This window comes from Dermacoccus nishinomiyaensis (genome assembly GCF_900447535.1).
Taxonomy (GTDB): Bacteria; Actinomycetota; Actinomycetes; order Actinomycetales; family Dermatophilaceae; genus Dermacoccus; species Dermacoccus nishinomiyaensis.
This window is the reverse complement of record NZ_UFXX01000001.1, coordinates 1,018,558-1,037,780: the sequence shown is the minus strand read 5'-3', so window position 1 is coordinate 1,037,780 and position 19,223 is coordinate 1,018,558. Positions and strand designations below refer to the sequence as shown.

19 protein-coding genes are annotated in these 19,223 nt (G+C 70.3%); 7 read left to right on the top strand and 12 right to left on the bottom strand.

What is annotated here, in order from left to right:
• Positions 1 to 5: 5 nt before the first annotated feature.
• Positions 6 to 533 (top strand): twin-arginine translocase TatA/TatE family subunit, encoded by a 528-nt coding sequence (locus tag DYE07_RS04860; protein WP_074040392.1) that lies wholly within the window; start codon positions 6 to 8, stop codon positions 531 to 533.
• A gap of 145 nt (positions 534 to 678) precedes the next feature.
• Here DYE07_RS04860 and DYE07_RS04855 read toward each other — a convergent pair whose 3' ends face one another.
• The 4 genes from DYE07_RS04855 to DYE07_RS04840 form a co-directional block, all read right to left on the bottom strand.
• On the bottom strand, positions 679 to 1,815 hold the full coding sequence (locus DYE07_RS04855) for an Mrp/NBP35 family ATP-binding protein (protein ID WP_006947406.1): 1,137 nt from the start codon (positions 1,813 to 1,815) through the stop codon (positions 679 to 681).
• A gap of 63 nt (positions 1,816 to 1,878) precedes the next feature.
• On the bottom strand, positions 1,879 to 2,586 hold the full coding sequence (locus tag DYE07_RS04850; RefSeq protein ID WP_370447730.1) for a DUF1003 domain-containing protein: 708 nt from the start codon (positions 2,584 to 2,586) through the stop codon (positions 1,879 to 1,881).
• Entirely contained in the window at positions 2,583 to 3,890 is a 1,308-nt protein-coding gene (locus tag DYE07_RS04845; protein WP_006947455.1) for a magnesium transporter MgtE N-terminal domain-containing protein, read from the bottom strand. The genes DYE07_RS04850 and DYE07_RS04845 overlap by 4 nt, the downstream gene beginning before the upstream one ends.
• A complete protein-coding gene (locus DYE07_RS04840; protein ID WP_115296455.1) occupies positions 3,887 to 4,651 on the bottom strand; it encodes a hypothetical protein in 765 nt (254 codons plus the stop codon). Before DYE07_RS04840 ends, DYE07_RS04845 begins: the two co-directional genes overlap by 4 nt.
• A 346-nt stretch (positions 4,652 to 4,997) precedes the next feature.
• On the opposite strand from DYE07_RS04840, the gene DYE07_RS04835 reads away from it, so the two are divergent.
• Positions 4,998 to 5,699 (top strand): L,D-transpeptidase family protein, encoded by a 702-nt coding sequence (locus DYE07_RS04835; RefSeq protein ID WP_006943417.1) that lies wholly within the window; start codon positions 4,998 to 5,000, stop codon positions 5,697 to 5,699.
• 400 nt (positions 5,700 to 6,099) lie between these two features.
• Here the strand turns inward: DYE07_RS04835 and DYE07_RS04830 are convergent, their stop codons facing one another.
• On the bottom strand, positions 6,100 to 7,593 hold the full coding sequence (locus DYE07_RS04830; protein WP_172462943.1) for an aminopeptidase P family protein: 1,494 nt from the start codon (positions 7,591 to 7,593) through the stop codon (positions 6,100 to 6,102).
• A 114-nt stretch (positions 7,594 to 7,707) separates the two neighbouring features.
• On the opposite strand from DYE07_RS04830, the gene DYE07_RS04825 reads away from it, so the two are divergent.
• Positions 7,708 to 9,309 (top strand): threonine/serine exporter family protein, encoded by a 1,602-nt coding sequence (locus tag DYE07_RS04825; protein ID WP_115296454.1) that lies wholly within the window; start codon positions 7,708 to 7,710, stop codon positions 9,307 to 9,309.
• 15 nt (positions 9,310 to 9,324) lie between these two features.
• On the opposite strand, the gene DYE07_RS04820 is transcribed toward DYE07_RS04825, so the two are convergent.
• A complete protein-coding gene (locus DYE07_RS04820; protein ID WP_115296453.1) occupies positions 9,325 to 10,185 on the bottom strand; it encodes a DcrB/PsbP domain-containing protein in 861 nt (286 codons plus the stop codon).
• A 28-nt stretch (positions 10,186 to 10,213) separates the two neighbouring features.
• Positions 10,214 to 10,696: a hypothetical protein gene (locus tag DYE07_RS04815; protein WP_115296452.1), complete on the bottom strand. Its 483-nt coding sequence runs from the start codon at positions 10,694 to 10,696 to the stop codon at positions 10,214 to 10,216.
• A gap of 37 nt (positions 10,697 to 10,733) precedes the next feature.
• On the opposite strand from DYE07_RS04815, the gene DYE07_RS04810 reads away from it, so the two are divergent.
• Positions 10,734 to 11,582 carry a PHP domain-containing protein gene (locus DYE07_RS04810; protein WP_074040429.1) on the top strand — a complete coding sequence of 283 codons (849 nt, stop codon included), beginning with the start codon at positions 10,734 to 10,736 and terminating at the stop codon, positions 11,580 to 11,582.
• 148 nt (positions 11,583 to 11,730) lie between these two features.
• Here the strand turns inward: DYE07_RS04810 and DYE07_RS04805 are convergent, their stop codons facing one another.
• Complete coding sequence (locus DYE07_RS04805) at positions 11,731 to 13,215, bottom strand: AI-2E family transporter (RefSeq protein WP_006943440.1); 1,485 nt, start codon at positions 13,213 to 13,215, stop codon at positions 11,731 to 11,733.
• Between the two features lie 150 nt (positions 13,216 to 13,365).
• Positions 13,366 to 14,979 (bottom strand): DEAD/DEAH box helicase, encoded by a 1,614-nt coding sequence (locus DYE07_RS04800; protein ID WP_115296451.1) that lies wholly within the window; start codon positions 14,977 to 14,979, stop codon positions 13,366 to 13,368.
• A gap of 228 nt (positions 14,980 to 15,207) precedes the next feature.
• Between DYE07_RS04800 and DYE07_RS04795 the strand changes: the two genes are divergently transcribed.
• Positions 15,208 to 15,915, top strand: coding sequence for a ferritin-like fold-containing protein (locus DYE07_RS04795; protein WP_040014196.1), 708 nt, complete (start codon positions 15,208 to 15,210; stop codon positions 15,913 to 15,915).
• Between the two features lie 97 nt (positions 15,916 to 16,012).
• Here DYE07_RS04795 and DYE07_RS04790 read toward each other — a convergent pair whose 3' ends face one another.
• The 3 genes from DYE07_RS04790 to DYE07_RS04780 all read right to left on the bottom strand — a co-directional run bounded on the left by DYE07_RS04790 (position 16,013) and on the right by DYE07_RS04780 (position 17,460).
• The gene (locus DYE07_RS04790) at positions 16,013 to 16,279 is read right to left on the bottom strand and encodes a GlsB/YeaQ/YmgE family stress response membrane protein (RefSeq protein ID WP_006943429.1); all 267 of its coding nucleotides are present in this window, start codon (positions 16,277 to 16,279) and stop codon (positions 16,013 to 16,015) included.
• A gap of 184 nt (positions 16,280 to 16,463) precedes the next feature.
• Entirely contained in the window at positions 16,464 to 16,685 is a 222-nt protein-coding gene (locus tag DYE07_RS04785) for a DUF3107 domain-containing protein (RefSeq protein ID WP_006943432.1), read from the bottom strand.
• 139 nt (positions 16,686 to 16,824) lie between these two features.
• Positions 16,825 to 17,460 (bottom strand): TetR/AcrR family transcriptional regulator, encoded by a 636-nt coding sequence (locus tag DYE07_RS04780; RefSeq protein WP_038567284.1) that lies wholly within the window; start codon positions 17,458 to 17,460, stop codon positions 16,825 to 16,827.
• 91 nt (positions 17,461 to 17,551) lie between these two features.
• Here DYE07_RS04780 and DYE07_RS04775 point away from each other — a divergent pair, with 91 nt between their 5' ends.
• Together DYE07_RS04775 and DYE07_RS04770 are read left to right on the top strand one after the other, a co-directional pair.
• A complete protein-coding gene (locus tag DYE07_RS04775) occupies positions 17,552 to 18,865 on the top strand; it encodes a HesA/MoeB/ThiF family protein (protein ID WP_006943444.1) in 1,314 nt (437 codons plus the stop codon).
• Between the two features lie 7 nt (positions 18,866 to 18,872).
• Entirely contained in the window at positions 18,873 to 19,175 is a 303-nt protein-coding gene (locus DYE07_RS04770) for an MGMT family protein (protein WP_115297078.1), read from the top strand.
• The last annotated feature ends 48 nt before the right edge of the window (positions 19,176 to 19,223 follow it).

The following is a 19,223-nucleotide window of genomic DNA, read 5'->3' as shown; positions in this document are numbered from 1 at the left end:
TACGCGTGAACATTCCATTCATCGACATCAACTCGGGCGAATTCATCATCATCGTCATCATCGCTCTCGTGCTCATCGGGCCGAAGCGGTTGCCGGGTTATGTCGACAAGCTGCGCACGTTCATCCGCACCGCGCGGGAGATGGCCGAGGGAGCGAAGACGCAGCTCAAGACGGAGATGGGCCCCGAGTTCCAGGACGTCGACTGGCGCCAGTACGACCCCCGCCAGTACGACCCGCGCAAGATCGTGCGCGAGGCGCTGTTCGACGATCCCGACGCCGACATCGCGGGCGAGATCGGGCTGAGAGAGCGCACCGCGCAGTCGACCGGCGCGACAGCGGCGGGCGCCGTGGGTGCGGCCGGCGCAGCTGCATACAGCAGCGATAGCGGAGCCGACGGCGTCGGGGCCGGAGGGATCGGAGCGGAGGGCACCGGCGGTGAGGACGCCTACGGCGTGCCGGCCGCCCCGCGCTCCCTCGTCACTGCCGAATACCACCCCGACCGCGTCACGCCCTTCGACGACGACGCCACCTGAGCTCGACCGAACCGGTGCCGGTCGAGCGCTGACCGACCTCGCGGGGGAGTTTCAGCTTCCGCGCACACCGACGAGAGCCGCATCCCTGACGTGCAGGGTTGCGGCTCTCGTCGGTGTGCTCGCTGTGCGCGAGCGGCGCGTCAACTCACAGCTTGGTACTCGGCGTCAGCCCGAGGCTGCGTCCGGCGAGGCCGCGAGCGCGCGTGCCGAGGCCCTTGGCGATGCCGCGCAGGGCGACGGCGGCGGGCGCGTCGGGGTGGCCGACGACGACGGGGATGCCGTGGTCGGCGCCCTCACGCAGGGTCGTGTCGAGCGGGATCTGGCCGAGCAGCTCGACGGGCGCGCCGATTGACTGCGTCAGCGATTCGGCGACGGTGGCGCCGCCGCCCGCGCCGAAGATCTCCTGGCGCGTGCCGTCGGGCAGCTCGAGCCACGACATGTTCTCGATGACGCCGGCGACGCGCTGCTTCGTCTGCAGGGCGATCGCACCGGCGCGCTCGGCGACCTCGGCGGCGGCCTGCTGCGGCGTCGTCACGACGAGGATCTCGGCGGTCGGGATGAGCTGCGCGACGGAGATCGCGATGTCGCCTGTGCCGGGCGGCAGGTCGAGCAGGAGGACGTCGAGGTCGCCCCAGAACACGTCGGCGAGGAACTGCTGGAGCGCGCGGTGCAGCATCGGGCCGCGCCACACGACGGGCTGGTTGCCGGGCACGAACATGCCGATCGAGATGACCTTCACGTCGTGCGCCTCGGGCGGCAGGATCATGTCGTCGACCTGCGTCGGGCGGTGCGCGACGCCGAGCATGCGCGGCACGGAGAAGCCGTAGATGTCGGCGTCGACGACGCCGACCTTGAGGCCCTGCTCGGCGAGCGCGGCGGCGAGGTTCGTCGTCACGGACGACTTGCCGACGCCGCCCTTGCCGGACGCGACGGCGTACACGCGCGTCATCGAACCGGGCTTGGCGAACGGGATCTCACGTTCGGGGGAGGAGCCCTTGAGCTGCTCGCGCAGGTTCTTGCGCTGCTCATCGTTCATCACGCCGAGGTTCACCTGGACGCCCGTGACACCGTCGACGGCCATCACGGCCTTCGTCGTGTCCTCCGTCAGCTTCGCCTTGAGGGGGCAGCCCGCGATCGTCAGGAGGATGGTGACGGCGACGTGGCCGGACTCGGAGACATCGACCGACTCGACCATGCCGAGTTCGGTGATGGGCTTGTGGATCTCCGGATCCTCCACGGTCGCCAGGGCAGCGCCGATGGCGTCGAGAGTGGGGGTGGTCATGCCCTCCATCGTACGGCGTGGTAGTGAGTGGCCTGAGTCACGTCCACCCGGGCACTCGCGCCCTTATGCCTCCGGGCACGCGTCCTTCTTGGCCTGCTTCTTCGCGGCCTTCTTCTCCTGCTTCGACGAGCCGGCATCGTCGTCCTCGGCATCGGGCATGGCGAGCATGCCGCGCTCCTCCATCTCCTCGAGCAGCGAACGCAGCTCGGAGCGCACGAAGTCACGCGTCGCCGTCTCACGCATCGCGAGGCGCAGCGAGGCGACCTCTCGGGTGAGGAACTCGGTGTCGGCGAGGTTGCGCTCGTCGCGCGAGCGATCCTGTTCGATGGCGACGCGGTCGCGATCGTCCTGACGGTTCTGCGCGAGCAGGATGAGCGGCGCCGCGTACGAGGCCTGCAGCGACAGCAGGAGCGTGAGGAAGACGAACGGGTACTCGTCGAACTTCAGTGGCGTCATGTTGACCACCACGTAGATGATGATGAAGCCCGACATCAGGATGAGGAAGTTCGCCGTACCCATGTAGCGCGCGAACTTCTCGCTCGCGACGCCGAAGCCCTCGGAGTCGAGGTCGATGCGTGGCAGCACGCGCGCCCGCTTCTCCTGCGGCTGATCGAGGCGGCCGGCGGCGTCGCGTTCGTCGCGTGAGTCCCGACGAGCCTCCTTCAATGCCTCCTTGCGACGCGATTCCTCCCGGGATTCCTTGGCGTCGCGACGCTCGTCCCGCTTCTCGTCACGCCCGCGCTCACGGCGCGAACCCACTTCGCGGCTCACTGCGTCACCCCCGGAAAGGTCTTGTCCTGGCGGAAGTCATGGCGCTCCTCGCGCCAGTCCTCGGGAAGGATGTGGTCGAGCACGTCATCGACGGTGACCGCGCCGAGCAGGCGCCCGTCGTCGTCGACGACCGGCAGCGACACGAGGTTGTACTGCGCGAGGGTGCGCGTCACCTCGCCGAGCGGCGCGTCGACGTTGACCGGGTCGACGGTCGAGTCGACGACGTTGCCGAGCGACGTGTGCGGCGGTTCGCGCAGCAGCCGCTGCGTGTGCACCATGCCGAGGAAGCGCCCCGTCGGCACCTCGAGCGGCGGGCGCACGACGAACACGGCCGACGCGAGCGCCGGCGCGACCTCTTCACGGCGCACGACGGCGAGGGCCTCGGCGATCGTCGCCTCCGGGCCCAGGATGGCCGGTTCGGTCGTCATGAGACCACCCGCGGTGTTCTCGTCGTACGTGAGCAGCCGGCGCAGGGGAGCGGCGTCGGCCGGCTCCATGCGCTGCAGCAGATCCTCGGCCGTCTCGGGCGGCAGATCACCGAGCAGGTCGGCGGCGTCGTCGGGCTCCATCGCCTCGAGGACGTCGGCCGCGCGCTCGGTGTCGAGGGCGGCAATGATCTCGACCTGGTCGTCCTCGGGCAACTCTTCGAGTAGATCGGCGAGCGTGCCGTCGTCGAGGGCGCGCGCCACCTCGGCGCGACGCTTCGGCGTCAGGTCGTGGATGACCTCGGCAAGATCCTCGACGCGCAGGTCGTCGTACGTCTCGAGCAGCCGCTCAGCCGACTGCTCGGTGTGCTGCCGGTTGAGGCCGTAGACATCGCGGATGTCGTGCAGGCTGGTCGATCCGGTGCGCCGACGCGTCAGACGGTGCATGGCGCGCGAGGCGCCCGACGACTGCTCCTGCGCACGGACGAACACCTTCGTCATGTCCCAGTCGCGACGCTGGTTCTGCTCCATCGCCATGTCCTCGACGGTGCCGGTGAACGTCTCGCCGTCCGGCTCGCGGACCGTCACCTGGCGGTCGAAGAGTTCGGCGCATACGAGCGTCTCGTTGTGACGCTGCTCGAAGCGGCGCATGTTGACCAGGCCCGTCGTGATGACCTTGCCCGCATCGATCGACGTCACGCGCGTCAGCGGCAGGAACACGCGGCGCCGCTGCACGACCTCGACGACGAGGCCGATGACGCGCGGGCTCGGGTTCTTGCCGAACACGACGACGACGTCACGCACCCGCCCGACGCGGTCGCCGAGAGGGTCGAAGACGGTGAGGCCGACGAGACGGGCGACGAAGACACGGGTGCTCACGGGTTCACCCTATCGACGCCCGGTTGGGCGTTCGCTGGGTCGGCGGGCTTGCTGGACCCGCCGGGTTCCGGCGTCGCCTCCTCGGCACGCACGGCGGCGCGGTGCTCACGCTCCGCGGCGGCAGCGGCGGGGCGCGGTTCGCCCGGCGCGCTCGTACCGAGATCGGCCGCGGGAGCGCTCTGCGCCGCGGCGGGGCTCGTCTGCGCCTCCGGGGAGGCACCTGCCGCGGCATTCTTCGCGGGCGTCGCTCTCGACCCGGACGCCGCTCTCGCTGCTGCCGGCGCCGGCCGGGACGTGGTCTCCTCCGCCTCCGCAGTGGCCGAGGTCTCTGCGTCATCTTGCGCCGGCGCATCAAGGCGCTCACCGCGCAGCACCACCGTCGCCAGGTCGGGGGTGAAGCGCGTGACACGGCACTCCTGCGCCCAGCGCGCGACGATGTCGTGGGCCGGCGCGTTGAGCCGCTCGGCCTTGAGGGCGAATGTCGCGACCTCCCACACCTCGTCCTCGGGCGTGATGACGTCGGCGTCCGCCTCGAAGGAGACGAGGCGAGCGCGGGACTCCTTCGAACGCGCCACCACCTCGACGCGGCCGAGGTGCTCGGGGGAGAACTGCTCGCCCGGGCCGCTCACCGTGTACGCGACCCCGGCGAGGTGGACGTGCCAGACCGGCGCCGAGCCGGCAGGCGAGGTGATCCACAGCAACCCCGACTTGGCGAGGGCCTCGGTGACAAGACGGTCGGTGGCAGGCTTCGCGGCAGTCATACCCTCATTGTTTCATCACGATTTCGTTGCGAACGACGGGCGCGAATCGCCGTGAGCCGAGGCCCGCAGCTCTTGTGAGACTGCGTCGCACCCCTGCAACGACGCGGAGAACGATCCCCACCCGCCCGTCGGCAGCTGCGCTGCGCGGCGCAGGACGCCGCCGTCGAGCCCGCCCCCATTACCACGACCTCTGGCATGATGAGGAATCGGTGAACCGGTACGGATTCTGCACGACTCACGACGAGCCGGGGGGGAAACCGAGATCGGCCGGCGCGCGTCCCAGACGTACACGGGCCGCGCCAGAGCCCAGATCGCTCACCACGATCTCGATCGAAGGGAAAGTGCCATGCAGCACCACGAAATCAGCCGTCGCGCCATCGTCACCGGCGCCGGCGCCACCGGCACGCTCGCCGTCGTCGGCCTCATCGGCTCGGGCACGGCGTCCGCCGCGAACCCCGTCCTGCAGACCGGCAGCAAGGGCAGCGCCGTCACCACCCTCCAGAAGCGCCTCAACGCCCTCGGCTATTGGTGCGGCAACCCCGACGGCGCCTTCGGCGCCCAGACCAAGCAGGCAGTCCTCGCCGTGCAGAAGGTCGCAGGCCTCGCCCGCGACGGCGTCGTCGGCGCCCGCTCATGGGATGCGCTGAACCGCGGCGTCCGTCCAAGCAGCCGTCGCGGCGGCAACCGCATCGAGGTAGACAAGAGCCGCCAGATCGTCATGGTCGTGCGCGGCGGCTCCGTCAAGTACATCTTCAACACCTCGACCGGCAACGGCCAGACCTTCACCTACTACGGCCGACGCATCAAGGCCGTCACGCCCTCCGGTGAATACAAGACGTACCGCTCCGTCACCTCCGGCTGGGACTACGGCGCCCTCGGTGGCCTCTACCGCCCGTTCTACTTCAACGGCGGCATCGCCCTGCACGGCTCCAACGACATCCCGGCCTACCCCGCCTCCCACGGTTGCTGCCGCATGTCCTGCGCCGCACAGGACTTCCTCATCGGCTCCAAGCTGCTCTACATCGGCGAAGCCGTCAGCGTGTACTGATTCCTCTCACGGGCCGGCTTCCGGCTCACCGTCGGCCGGGGCGCATGCGCCCCGGCCGTCGTGTTCGCTCGGTGCGCCGGCCGTTCGGGCCGAAACGCCCGCACCCGCTTCTCGTTCTCGACCTCGCAGGCTCGGTCGAGAACTCGGCGGATGCGGGCGTTTCGGCGTCCGCGTCGATGGTGTTCACCGGCGGGGCCGGTGCCTCGTGATGTCGCGCTCTGCGGCATCGCGGCCGCACACCGTCGGGCGCCCGGCAGCTCTAGCCGCGCCGCAGGTCGCCTGCCCAGATCAGTTCCTTTTTCGAGCTGGACGCCCGCGCGGTGTCGCACCGAGCGGGCAGATGACGAGGGCGAGCCCGCAAGCCCTCGTCATCTGCCCGCCGGATCAGCGTGAGGACGATTCACCGGCTCCAGACGTCGCGCATCCAGGCCTCGACGTCGTCGGGGTCGCGCGGCAGCGACGCCGACAGGTTCTCGTTGCCGTCCTCCGTGATGAGGATGTCGTCCTCGATACGCACACCGACGCCGCGGAAACGATCCGGCACCAACTCGTCGTCCGCCTTGAAGTACAGGCCCGGCTCGATCGTGATGATCATGCCCGGCTTCAACTCGGCGTCCATGTAGTCCTCCTTGCGCGCAAGGGCGCAGTCGTGGACGTCGAGGCCGAGGTGGTGGCTCGTACCGTGCACCATCCACCGACGGTGGAACTGGCCGTTCTCCGGGTCGAGCGTCGCCTCGACGTCGACGCCGTCAGGCAGCAGACCCCAGCCGTGCAAACGCTCCGCGATGACGCGGATCGTCGCGGCATGCACGTCCGAGAACTTCGCGCCCGGCTTCGCCGCCGCGAGCCCAGCCTCCTGCGCCGCGAGCACCGCCTCGTACACCTCACGCTGCGCAGGGGAGTACGTGCCGTTGACGGGCAGGGTGCGCGTCACGTCAGCGGTGAACAGCGAGTCGACCTCGACGCCCGCGTCGACGAGGATGAGGTCGCCGTCCTTGACGTCGCCCGTGTTCTTGATCCAGTGCAACGTATTCGCGTGATCACCGCTCGCACAGATCGAGTCGTAGCCGACGCCGTTGCCCGCATGGCGTGCATGCAGGCCGAAGACACCCTCGACCCAGCGCTCACCGCGCCCGCGACGCACCGCCTCCGGCAGATCGGCGACGACGGCCTCGAACCCGCGCGCGGTCGCGTCGCACGCCTCGCGTATCTGGCCGACCTCCCACGCATCCTTCGTCAACCGCGCCGTCGACAGCCACCGGCCGAGCTCCAGATCGCGCTCCTGCGCCTTCTCGGCGGTGGCCTCGTCGAGGTGGGCGCGGATCTGCTCGACCTGCGCCGTGACGTCGACGTCAGCGTCACGTACGACGAGCACCTCCGTCGCGCCCGCGTCCTTGGCCGCAGCGTCGGGGAACTCATCGATGTGACGAGCGGTGATGCCGAGCTCGTTCGCCATGTCCTCGAGCGTCGGTCGCGCACCGACCCAGAACTCGCCGTAGCGGCTGTCACCGAAGAACTCCTCGGTGTCGCGCCCGGCGAGCGGGCGGAAGAAGATCTGCGCCTCGTGCCCGCCCTCGGCCAGCGGCTCCAGGACGAAGACGGCGTCCGGCTCGCGGTCCGCGCCGAGACCCGTCAGCCACGCGAACGCGGTGTGCGGGCGGAACACGTAGTCACAATCGTTGCTGCGCACCTTCAACCCGCCGGCGGGCACGACGAGACGGGCCCCCTCGAAGGCCGCCGAGAGGGCCTCGCGTCGCGCGGGCGTCAGGTCGGCGACCTCGGCGCGGGGCGTCGGCTCGGTGCCGCGCGGCGCCCACCCGGAGGCGACGAACTCTCGGAAGGCCGCCCCACCCGGGCGGCTGCGGTGCTCTGCTGTCTGCTGCTTCTCACTCACCCGTCCATTCTGCACCCCGGCCCCCGACATGTGGCGGACGGTGTGCGCCCAGTTCGCCGCATCCCCCACAATGGCTGGGCCGACAGAAGTGACGAGACGAGGTGCAGGCGCGACATGGTGAATCCCGACGGCCCCCAGGCCACCCCGACACCGCCGTCGGCGACCCCGTTGCCGGCGCCGCGTCGTGCCGCGCCGAGCAGCCCCGAGAGCCGCCCTGTGCAGGCCCACCCCACGAAACCCGCCGCGGCCACGACGAGCGCCCCGCGGATGCCACGTACCGGCGCGACGCGGGTGCGCGGTCGGGCGATGTCCGTCATCCGTCCGAGCGGGCCGCCGACGAAGCCGATCTCGGTGCGCGGCACCAACGACCGCGTCTCCGAGTGGCACACGCGCGCCGTCATCGACTTCTGCCTCCGCCTCGGAGAGGCGATGCTCGTCACCGGCGCATCCGTGGCCGACACCACCGCGTCGCTGCTGCGCGTCGGGCGCGCCTACGGGCTCCAGGGCGCGCACGTCGACATCACCTACACGTCCGTCACGATCTCGATGCATCGCGGCGTGCACCGCGACCCGATCACCGTCATGCGCATCATCGCGCACTTCGGCACCGACTACTCGCGGCTCGAGGCGTTGCACGCCCTCGTGCGCGACATCGCCCGCGACCCCGACGACCCGGGCGAGATCGACGACAACCTCTACACCCTCGAACGCATCCTCGAGCAACCGCACGTGTACCGCCGCGGCGTCATCACCATCGCGTGGGCGCTCATGGGAGCAGGCGTCGCGATGCTGCTCGGCGGCAGCACGGCCATGGTCCTCGTCGCCGGGCTGTCCACGGCGGTCGTCGACCGCATCCAGTACGCCGTCGCGCGCGCCGGTGTCTCCGCGTTCTTCGGGCAGATGCTCGGTGCGATGTTCGCGACGGCTATCGCCGTCGGCCTGCTCGTCGTCCACCAACACGCGGAGACGATCATGTGGCTCGGACAGGTGAGACCCTCCCTGGTCGTCGCCTCCAGCGTCGTCGTGCTCCTCGCAGGCATGAGCGTCGTGACGGCTGCGCAGGACACACTCGACGGCTTCTACCTGACCGCCGGCGCGCGCACCTATGAGGTCGTCCTGCTCACCGGCGGCGTCGTCGCGGGCGTGCTGCTCGTCCTGAGCATCGCCCAGCGCTTCGGCGTCGACCTCGTCATCGTCGAACGCTCCAGCAGCTTCGCCGGCTCTGTTCTCACCCAGATCGTGGCAGCCGCACTCATCGCCGGTGCCTTCGCCGTCTCCGCGTACTGCGCTCCGCGCACCGTGCTCGCCGCCGTTCTCACCGGCGGATTCTCGTGGCTGCTGTTCGGGACGCTCATGTGGGGTGTCGGCACCAGCGAGCCCGTCGCCGCAGGAGGTGCGGCCCTCGTCGTCGGGGCGCTGGCACCATTCGTGGGGACACGGGTGCACGTGCCGAGCATCGCACTGATCACCGCGGGCATCGTGCCCTTGCTGCCGGGGCAGGCGGTCTACTGGGGCATCATGATGTTCATCACCGAGGGCGAGAACACCCTGTGGCAGACCACTCTGCTCAACGCCGTCCTCATGGGCCTCACGCTGTCAGTCGGGGTGTCGCTCGGCACGCTGCTCGGCCGTCAGGTCAGCGCGGGCGCCGACTCGCTCACCGCGCGCGTCGTGCGACGAACCGTCAGCGAGACGACGAACGACACCGCCGCCTGAGCGGCGCGGAGTGCGTCAGCGGGCCGTGCTCGAGGCGGTTGCGCTGGGCGGGCGGGCGGTGCCCCAGCTCTGGGCGCGCTTCGATGCTGCGGATGACGAGGCCGGCGCCGAGGACGCACCCGACGACGATGCGCCCGACGACGACGGCGCGACGCTCGTCGTCGGTACCGCCGCCGGAGTCGTGCCACTGGCCGTCGAGCCGGCGTCGCCCTTCTTGGTCCACGACCAGCTGGCGAGCAGCGCCGTCAACGCCGACTCGTCGCGGGCGGCGTCAGCCTTCGCGCCGGTCAGGGTGACGGAGTACAGCACCTTGTCGTGCGCGAGCATCACGTAGCTGCGCTTGAGGTCGACGTTCTTCTCCGTCGAGGTCGCCGTGAAGCCGACGGCCTTCTCACCGCCGACGGTGCGGTCGGGCAGGGCGGCCACCGATGCGCCGCTCTGCTTGGCCTGCAGCGACGCCCGGCGCAGCGTGCCCGCCAGCTCGGGCGCAGGCGTGACGCTGGAACGCGCGACGACGATCGTGGGCGCGACGTCGTGCGCGAGAGTCGACGACGACAGGTAGGCGACCGATTTCGGCTGGGACGTGAGATTCCACCCAGCCGGCACGACGAAGTTGAACGCGCCGTCCGAGCTGACGACGGACCCGGGGCTGGGGGAGGTGATGGCACTCGGGTTGGACGACGCCGTCGTCGCCGAGGAGCTCGCGCTGAACGGGGTCTGGGTCGCCGAGACGTCCTTGGGGTCGGCTCCCGAGCTGCACGCACTCAACGCGACGAGGCCGGTGGCCGTGACGAGCGCTGCGACGCCGCATGCGGCCCGACGGAGCGAGCGGCGGAGCGCACGCGGGGTCATGTCGAGGGGGCCCTGCTTCACCATGGTCGAAACTCTAGCGACGCGAGCGGTCTCAGCGTGTGCGGCGCGCGGCGCGGGCAGCACCCTGTGATGACAACCACGGCGTCACCGGGCGACGCCACAGCAGGTAGACGGTCGCGAGGCCGAGCGTCATCGTCACCGCGCCGATGAGGGCGCCGGGGCCGAACGAGCGCACGCCGGACAGCAGGAAGGTGAAGGTGTAGACGATGGCGAGGACGGTCGCGCACGTGCGCCCGGAGGCGCGACCGCGCAGACACAGGCGCGCCACGAGTAACCACAGCACGACGAAGGATGCGCCCGTGACGAGACCGAACCAGCGGGCCTGATCCGTCGCCCGTTCCAACTCCCCGGCGGGCAGGGTGCGCCGCTGGAACTCGTGCGCGAGCCGCGCCGTCTGAGCGCGGGTGCCGTCACGATCGAGCCATGCCACGAGCGTCGAGACGGCCTGCACGAGCGCACCGGCCATCATGCAGGCAACGGCCCGCCGCACCGGACGCGGCGCGTGCTCACCCATGCCTGCTCTCACGGGCAGCAACACTAACCTGTCACCCATGCGTATCGACCTGCACACCCACTCGAACCGCAGCGACGGCACGACGAGCCCCGCCGACGTCGTCGCGCAGGCCTCGGAGGCGGGGCTCGACGTCGTCGCGCTCACCGACCACGACACGACCCGCGGGTGGGACGACGCCGCCGACGCCGCGCGCCGCGTCGGCATCGACGTCGTACGGGGCATCGAGATCTCCTGCCGCCATCGTGGCATCAGCATCCACCTGCTCGCCTACCTTCCGGCTCCCGAGGGAGAGCTGTTCGACGAGATGGAACGTGCCCGCGAGTCGCGGGTGACGCGCGCCGAGCGCATGGTCGAGCGGCTCGGACGCGACGTGCCGATCACGTACGAGCAGGTGCTCGCGCAGGCGGGGCCGGACGCGACGATCGGGCGCCCCCACATCGCCGATGCGCTCGTCGCGAACGGCGTCGTGCCCGATCGCAGCACCGCCTTCGAGCACCTGTTGAGCAATTCGGGCCCCTACCACGTCGGTCACTACGCCATCGACCCGGTGCGCGCCGTCACCCTCGTGCGGGCGGCCGGCGGGGTGCCCGTCATGGCGCACCCCTTCGCGGACGTCCGTGGACGCGTCGTCGACGACGCCGTCATCGAGGAGATGATCGACGCCGGGTTGCTCGGCCTCGAGGCCCACCACCGCGACCACACGCCCGAGCAGGTGCGCCACGCCCGCGACCTCGCGCGGACGCACGATCTGCTCGTCACCGGCTCGAGCGATTACCACGGCGACGGCAAGCCGAATCGACTGGGGGAGAACACGACCGAGCCCGACCAGTACGAACGCCTCGTCGCGCTCGCGACGAGTGACGTGGGAGTCGTGCGCGGGCGCTGACGCGGTGCTGACGGCGGGTGCCGGGCGTCCGGCGGGCATGACGACGGCGCCGGAGCGAGCCCTGCTCACCCCGGCGCCGGACGCGTCGTCGACGGATGCCTGATCGAGGTGGCCCCGGCTCGAACCCGGGCACCCGATCATCTTCCCCTCAGCGTTTGAGGCGCGAACGCAACGCACTCACGACGGCTCCCAGGCCATGCGTGGGCTGCTTCGTGGTCGAGGCGGCGAGAGCGTCGCCGTCGCCGTCCGCGACGGCCTCGCGCGAAGCCTTCTCCTCGTCGGTCTCGCGTGCGCCCCATTCGCCGAGGCGGCGGAGGCGCTCGGTGCGCAGCGCCGCGATGCGCCCTCGATCGGTGCGGTACTCGAGGTCGGCGACGGTGACGGTGCCGGAGCGCAGGTCCACCTGTTCACCGATGTAGCGGAACAGCACCGCCAGCGTCGCGACGACGGGGACGGCGAGGAAACCGCCGATGACGCCATGGTCCTCGGAGCCGGCCGCGATGCCGAGCAGCACGAGGACAGGGTGCAACGACATCGAGCGGCTCTGCAGCAGCGGCTGCAGGATGTGCCCCTCGAGCTGCTGCACGAGGATGATGATGACGAGGACGATGATCGCTGTCGTCACCCCCTTCGTCACCAGCGCGACGAGGACGGCGAGTGCGCCGGCGACCGTCGCACCGACGATCGGGATGAACCCGCCGAAGAACGTGATGACGCACAGCGGCAGGGCCAGCGGCACACCGCATGCGATGAGACCGATGCCGATGCAGACCGAGTCGATGGCCGAGACGATCGCCTGGGTGCGGATGAACCCGGACAGGGTCTGCCACGCGCGGGTGAACACCTCGGTGACGTGAGCGCCGGTGCGCTCACCCGTGACGAGCCGCACCCACGGTAGGAAGCGGTCCCCGTCCTTGATGAAGAAGAACGCGAGGATGAGGCTGAGGACGAGGGTGACGAGGATGCTGCCGACCGTCGTCACGCCGCTGAAGACGCCCGAGGCGATGGCATCGCCCGACGTCTTGAGCTTCTCGTTGATCACGTTGACTGCGTTGTCGATCTGGGTCGCCGGGATCTTCAACGGCGGGCCCTGCAACCAGCGTTGGATCTGGGAGACGCCCTCCATCGACTTGCGTGCCAGCTCGGGCGCCTCGGCTGCGACGGTCGGGACGATCGCGGCGATGATGCCACCGACGACGAGCAATCCGCCGAGCACGCTCGAGAGCGCCGCCAGGGCGGGGCGCACGCCGCGGCGACGCAACCAGGCGGCAGGCGGCCACAGGACGGTCGTGATGAAGAGACCGAGGATCAGCGGCAGGATGATGACCCAGAACGGTGTGAGCGCTCGCCACACGAGATAGAACGTGACGATGATGATGCTGATCCGCAACGACCAGCGCGCGAACGAGGCGAAACCGTCCGAGATGATGCGCGAGCGGTCCTCGGACGCCCGTGACTCGGGCTCGTGCGGGTCCTGCTTCTCGACGCGGGCATCGCGGTTGCGTGCGTCGAGCGTCAGCTCGTCGCGCTCTTCGGGCGGGGTGGACGGAGGCGAGGCGGAATCGGCCGGTAGCGGCGTCGAGTCATCGGCCGCGGGCGGCGTCAGGGCCGGGTCCGGAGGTGAGGCAGGCATGGGTGCCCTTTCGGATCAACGCTCATTTGTCGTGAAGCGTACTGAGAGTGATGACACAGGCGCGAATGCGGCGCGAGGCGCCCGGTGCTCGCCCGCGTCACGTCTGAACGAGTGCGGACGGCGCCGGGCGCCTCGCGCCGGGAGGGTGCGTCAGTCGGCGGCAGACGTCTCACCCGCGCCACCGCGGGTGCGACGGCGACGTCGGCGCGGCTGCGACGAACCGCCGGAGCCCTCGGTGCTCGCGGCGTCACGGCGCGGGCGACGCTCGCTCGAGCCACCCGAGGCCTGACGTTCGCCGCCGCGACCACCGGAGCGCCCGCCTCGTCCGCCTGAGCGGCCGCGCTCGTCGTCACGGCGCGGACGACGCTCGCCGCGCTGACGCGAGTCGCTTCGCCCCGTCTCTCCGAGATCCTCGACGCGCTCGGCGTCGAGGCCTTGGCGGGTGCGCGCCGACTTGGGCAGGCTGCCGGTCGCGTTCGCGGGGATCTCGAGATCCTCGAACAGGTGCTCGGAGCTGGAGTACGTCTCCTCGGGTTCGGGGATGCCGAGGTCGAGGGCCTTGTTGATGAGCGCCCAGCGGTGCAGGTCGTCCCAGTCGACGAGGGTGACGGCGATGCCCGTCTTGCCCGCGCGGCCGGTGCGGCCGATGCGGTGGACGTACGTCTTCTCGTCCTCCGGGCACTGGTAGTTGATGACGTGCGTGACGTCCTCGACGTCGATGCCGCGCGCGGCGACGTCGGTCGCGACGAGGACGTCGACCTTGCCCGAACGGAACGCACGCAGCGCCTGCTCTCGGGCGCCCTGGCCGAGGTCGCCGTGCAGCGGAGCGGCCGCGAAGCCGCGCGAGATGAGCTCGTCGGAGACCTTGGCGGCCGTGCGCTTGGTGCGGCTGAAGATGATCGTCAGGCCGCGGTCCTTCGCCTGCAGGATGCGGGCGAGCATCTCGACCTTGTCCATCGCGTGCGCGCGGTAGACGAACTGCTCGATGTTGGAGGCCGTCTCGGCCTCGCTCGCGTCGTCCTGCATGGCGCGGATGTGCGTCGGCTGCGTCATGTAACGACGCGCGAGGGTGACGACGGCGCCCGGCATCGTCGCGGAGAACAGCATCGTCTGACGCCCACCCGGCGTCATCGCGAGGATCTTCTCGACGTCGGGCAGAAAGCCCAGGTCGAGCATCTCGTCGGCCTCGTCGAGCACGAGGCAGCCGACGTACGCCAGGTCGAGGTGACCACGCGTCGCGAGGTCGATGATGCGACCCGGCGTGCCGACGATGACCTCGACACCTTTCTCGAGGCGCTCGACCTGCGGCTCGAACGCGCGACCGCCGTAGATCTGCGCGATGCGGATGCCGCGCTTCTTCGCGGCGGCCTCGAGGTCGGAGGCGACCTGGACGGCGAGCTCGCGCGTCGGGACGACGACCATCGCCTGCGGCTTGCCCTCGGGCGCGGGGACGGCGGCCTTCGACGTCTCACCCGGCGCGGTGACGCGGCTGAGCAGCGGCACTCCGAAGCCCAGGGTCTTGCCGGTGCCGGTGCGCGCCTGGCCGATGATGTCGTGCCCCGAGAGCGCGACGGGCAGCGTCATCGCCTGGATGGGGAAGGGATGGACGATCCCCTTCTCTTCGAGGGCGGCGACGATGTCGGGGTGGATGCCGAAGTCGGCGAATGTCTGCTCGGCGATGGGCTCAGGGGCCGCTTCGGCCTCGATGGAGGTGATGCCGGCGGAGTCGAGCTCGGCAGCCGTGGGCTGGTTGTCGTTGATCACGATCGTGCTTCCTGTGTCGCCCCGGGGCCTCGGAGGCCGCGCCGGGGATGATGAGAGCCGATCGGAGGTCTGCGCGCCGCGCGGCCTCGCGTGCGGAGGTGGGCGGCGGGAGTGGGCGTCTGTCGTATGACGCCCGCACGTGCCGGGAGGGGCCGATCGGTCACCCGTGGTCATCTCGAGTCTACCCACGCGCGCCACACCTGTTCGACGCCACGCTACGATCGCTGCATGAGCGAGCCTGTGACGCCTGATCCGAGCCCTTCACGCACGATCGAGGACGAGACGTACCGGGCGGGGGTGATCGACCTGCTGAGCGTCATCGCCTACGGCGAGCTCTCCGGCGCCTTCGCGACGGTGGCGGACGCCGCTCGCGCCCCGCGCCTCGACCACAAGCTGGCGCTCGCGCGCATGGCGCGCGGCGACTTCGACCACTACGAGCAGCTCGCCGGCCGTCTGCGCGACCTCGGCGTCGAGCCCGAGGACTCGATGCAGCCGTTCACGGCCGCCATCGATGAATGGCACCGTCGTACGCCGCCCGCCGATTGGTACGAGGGCCTCATGAAGGCCTACGCCGGCGCCGCGATCGCAACGGATTTCTATTCGGAGATCGCGCGCTACGTCGACCCCGAGACGCGTTCGCTCGTCGAGCGTGCCGTCGACAGCGATGAGCAGGACGCGTTCATCATGAGCGTGCTCAGCGACGCCATCGCGGCCGACCCGCGAGTGGGTTCGCGTCTCGCACTGTGGGGGCGCCGCCTCGTCGGTGAGGCCCTCAGTCAGGCTCAGCGCGTCGCGGCGACCCACGACGGGCTGACGGCCCTGCTCGTCGACGACGGCTCCGGCGTCGGCGCGGACCTCGCCGAGCTGACGCGCATGTTCGAGCGACTGACGTCGAATCACACGCGCCGCATGGAGGCCTTGGGGCTCACGGCGTGAGCGCCTGACCTCTGACCTGATCGCGGAAACGAAGAAGCCCGGCCCCACGAGGGGCCGGGCTTCTTCACCTGCGCAGCGGAGCTGCGCGAGCGACGGATCAGACGCGGTTCTTGCGACCCACCAGCGTGAGGTAGATGGTGATCAGAACCATCGCGCAGATGATGCCCACGATGAAGGGGATGATCTCGAAGCCGCCGTTGGAGTTCTTGTAGCCGAACTGGGTGGTCAGCCAGGAGCCGAGGGCGGAGCCGACGATGCCGAGGATGATCGTCATGATGATCCCCATGTTCTGGTCGCCCTTGAGGAACAGGCGGGCGAGGGCGCCGATGATGAGGCCGCCGATGATCGAGCTGATGATGCCCATGGTGAGTCTCCTATGAGTTCGGCTGGGCTCCGGTACGTCCCAACGTTTGTCTCCACCTAAGCCAATCGGCGGTCGCATTTCAACCATCGAGACCGGCGAGGTGCTAGATGCGTTATTCCTTCGTTACGCGACGGCGGGCGTTCACCCCTTTGGGGTGAACGCCCGTGACCGCTTCGGGTGAACGTCAGCCGCCGAAGCCGACGCGGCCCTTCTGCTCCGCCGCGATGTCGACGTAGCCGATGGCGGAAGCCGGCACGGTGACGCTGTGGCCGCGCTCGTCACTCAGCGTGAGCGGGGTGCCGCTGTCGAGAGCCGCGCGCACGTGCTCGCGCACCGCGTCGGCGTTCTCGTGCGAGTCGATGACGACCTCGCGGGCGACGTTCTGGACGCCGATTCGAACCTCCATGGTTCTCCTCCTTCTCGTCGCGTGCGGAACGCGATCAGTGGTGGACGTGTGGGTGAGATCAGCGTGCCCCATCGGCGACGCCGGAATCATCCCAGGGGTGAGAGGCCGCGCGACTCACCCGTCGTATGGGTGCAACGCCTCAGCGCTCGATTTCATCCCCGCCGGTCTTCGGGAACCCGCCGAGGCCGCGCCAGCCCAGCAGACCGACGATGCGTGCGGCCTCCGCGCGGGGGATCGGCGAACCCGTCGTGATCCAGTAGCGCGCGACGACCTGCGACATGCCGACGAGGGCGACGGCGACGAGCGTCGCCTGCTCCGTCGGAAGCTCCGTGTCCTCCTGCACGACCTTGGCGACCTCGGCCGCGGTCTCCGTCAGCATGCGTTCGACCTTCTCGCTGACGGCGGGCTCGTTCGTCAGATCCGATTCGAAGACGAGGCGGAAACCCGCGTCCTCGCGCTCGACGAAGGCGAAGAACGCGCCGATCGCCGCGGCGACGCGCTGGCTGTTGTCGGACGTCGACTCGATGGCCTCGCGCACGAGGAGCGGCACCTCACGCGTGTGCTGCTCGAGCAGCGCCAGGTACAGGTCGAGCTTGCCGGGAAAGTGCTGGTAGAGCACCGGCTTGCTGACGTGGGCGCGCTCCGCGATCTCGTCCATCGCCGCACTGTGGTAGCCGGATTCGACGAAGACGGACTGCGCCGCCTCCATGAGTTGGGCTCGCCGCGCCGATCGGGGGAGGCGTCCGCGTTTGGTCGAATCGTCCACGTGGGTCATGGATGAGGCTCCTTGCTCGTCGGTCATAAGCTGGGTGCGACTTTATCGCCCATGGGCCATCTCGGTGGCCCGGTCACGGAATGAGGTGCCTGTGCGAGACGCCCGGCCCGACGATCCCGGCGCCCGACGATACGCGCGCCACCACTCGCTGGCCGGCTTCGGGGTGACCGGGCAGCGACGGTTGGCAGCGGCGCGGGTGCTCGTCGTGGGCGCCGGCGGGCTCGGCTCACCCGTCATCTCCTCGCTCGCCGGCTGCGGCGTCGGGCACCTCGTCGTCATGGATCCGGACGTCGTGGAGATCTCCAACCTGCCGCGTCAGCTCATCCACACCGAAGCCGCGATCGGCACGGCGAAGGTGACGTCGGTGCAGCGCGCCGTCGCGGCGCAGAACAGTGGTGTCGAGGTGAGTGCGCTGCCCGAGCGCCTCAGCGTGACGCGGGCGCTCGAACTCGTCGCCGAGGTCGACGTCGTCGTCGACTGCACCGACAGCATCGAGGCTCGCTACGTGCTCAACGACGCCTGCGTGCTGCTCGGCGTACCGCTCGTGTGGGCGTCGATCGCGCAGTATGCAGGGCAGTTCGGCGTCGTCGAGCCCGCAGTCGGGCCGTGCTATCGGTGCGTCTTCCCCGATCCGCAGGCCGTCGCCGGGCTCGCGACGTGCGAGGAGGCGGGGGTGCTCGGCGTGCTGCCGGGCGTGCTCGGCGCGATGCAGGCCGTCGAGGTGATCAAGCTGTGCTCCGGCATCGGCGCTCCGGCGCGCGATGCGATCCGGTTGTACGACGCCCTCGGCGCGACGATGGCGACGCTGCCCGTCGCGCGCGACCCCGAGTGTGGCGTCTGTGGGCTCGAAGCGGGGTACTTCGAGGGGGTTGCCGGCCTCGAGGGGGTGGATGCGCCTCCAGGGTTCGCTGATTTCGGTGGATCTGGTGGTTTTGGTGGTCTCGGTGCGGCGGGTGGCCCTGGGGCCGACGGGCGCGCGGCGGCGTCAGGCGCGGTGGCCGAGATCGGGCCGCAGGAGTGGCCGGACGCGGGGTTCGTCCTCGTCGACGTGCGCAATCCCGATGAGGTCGAGGCGGCGCCGTTGCCCCCATGGATGACGGTGGGCGCCGACGAGACGTTCGTCGAACCCTGGGCCGGCGGCTGGAACGAGACGACGCGAGCGTCCGTGCACGCGCGGGTGGGGGAGCGCGACGTCGTGCTCGTCTGTGCGCGCGGTGCGCGTTCGCGTGCGGCCGCGGGGGTGCTGGGTGCGAGTGCGAGTGCGATAGAGCATGCTGCTGCGTCGGGCCGGGAGGCGGCCTCTGGTCAGGATGTGACGCCGGGCGATGATGCGGCGGCTGATGGATCGTCGAGGCGCTCGGGTCGCATCCTGAGTGTGCGTGGGGGCCTGGCGGCGGCGTCATGAGGCCGGCATGACGGGCGGGGCGCGCGACGAACTGAGCGAATCGGTCGCCGAGGTCGTCGCCGACGTGCCGCCGGGGCGCGTGACGACGTACGGTGCCGTCGCCGCGGTCGTCGGCACGGGCGCACGTCAGGTGGGGCGCATCCTCGCGGACGGTCGGCCGGGGTGGCCGTGGTGGCGGGTGACGAACGCGCGGGGGCTGTTGCCGGAGGCGCTGAGGGCGCAGGCGTTCGAGCAGTACGAGGCGGAGGGGACGCCGACGCGAGGTGAGGGAGTCGACCTGCGTCGGGCTGGTTGGGTGCCTCCGTTCTGACGGGTGGGTGACGAAAAATTCCGCGGAATCCCGGCGTTGTCGGCGCGC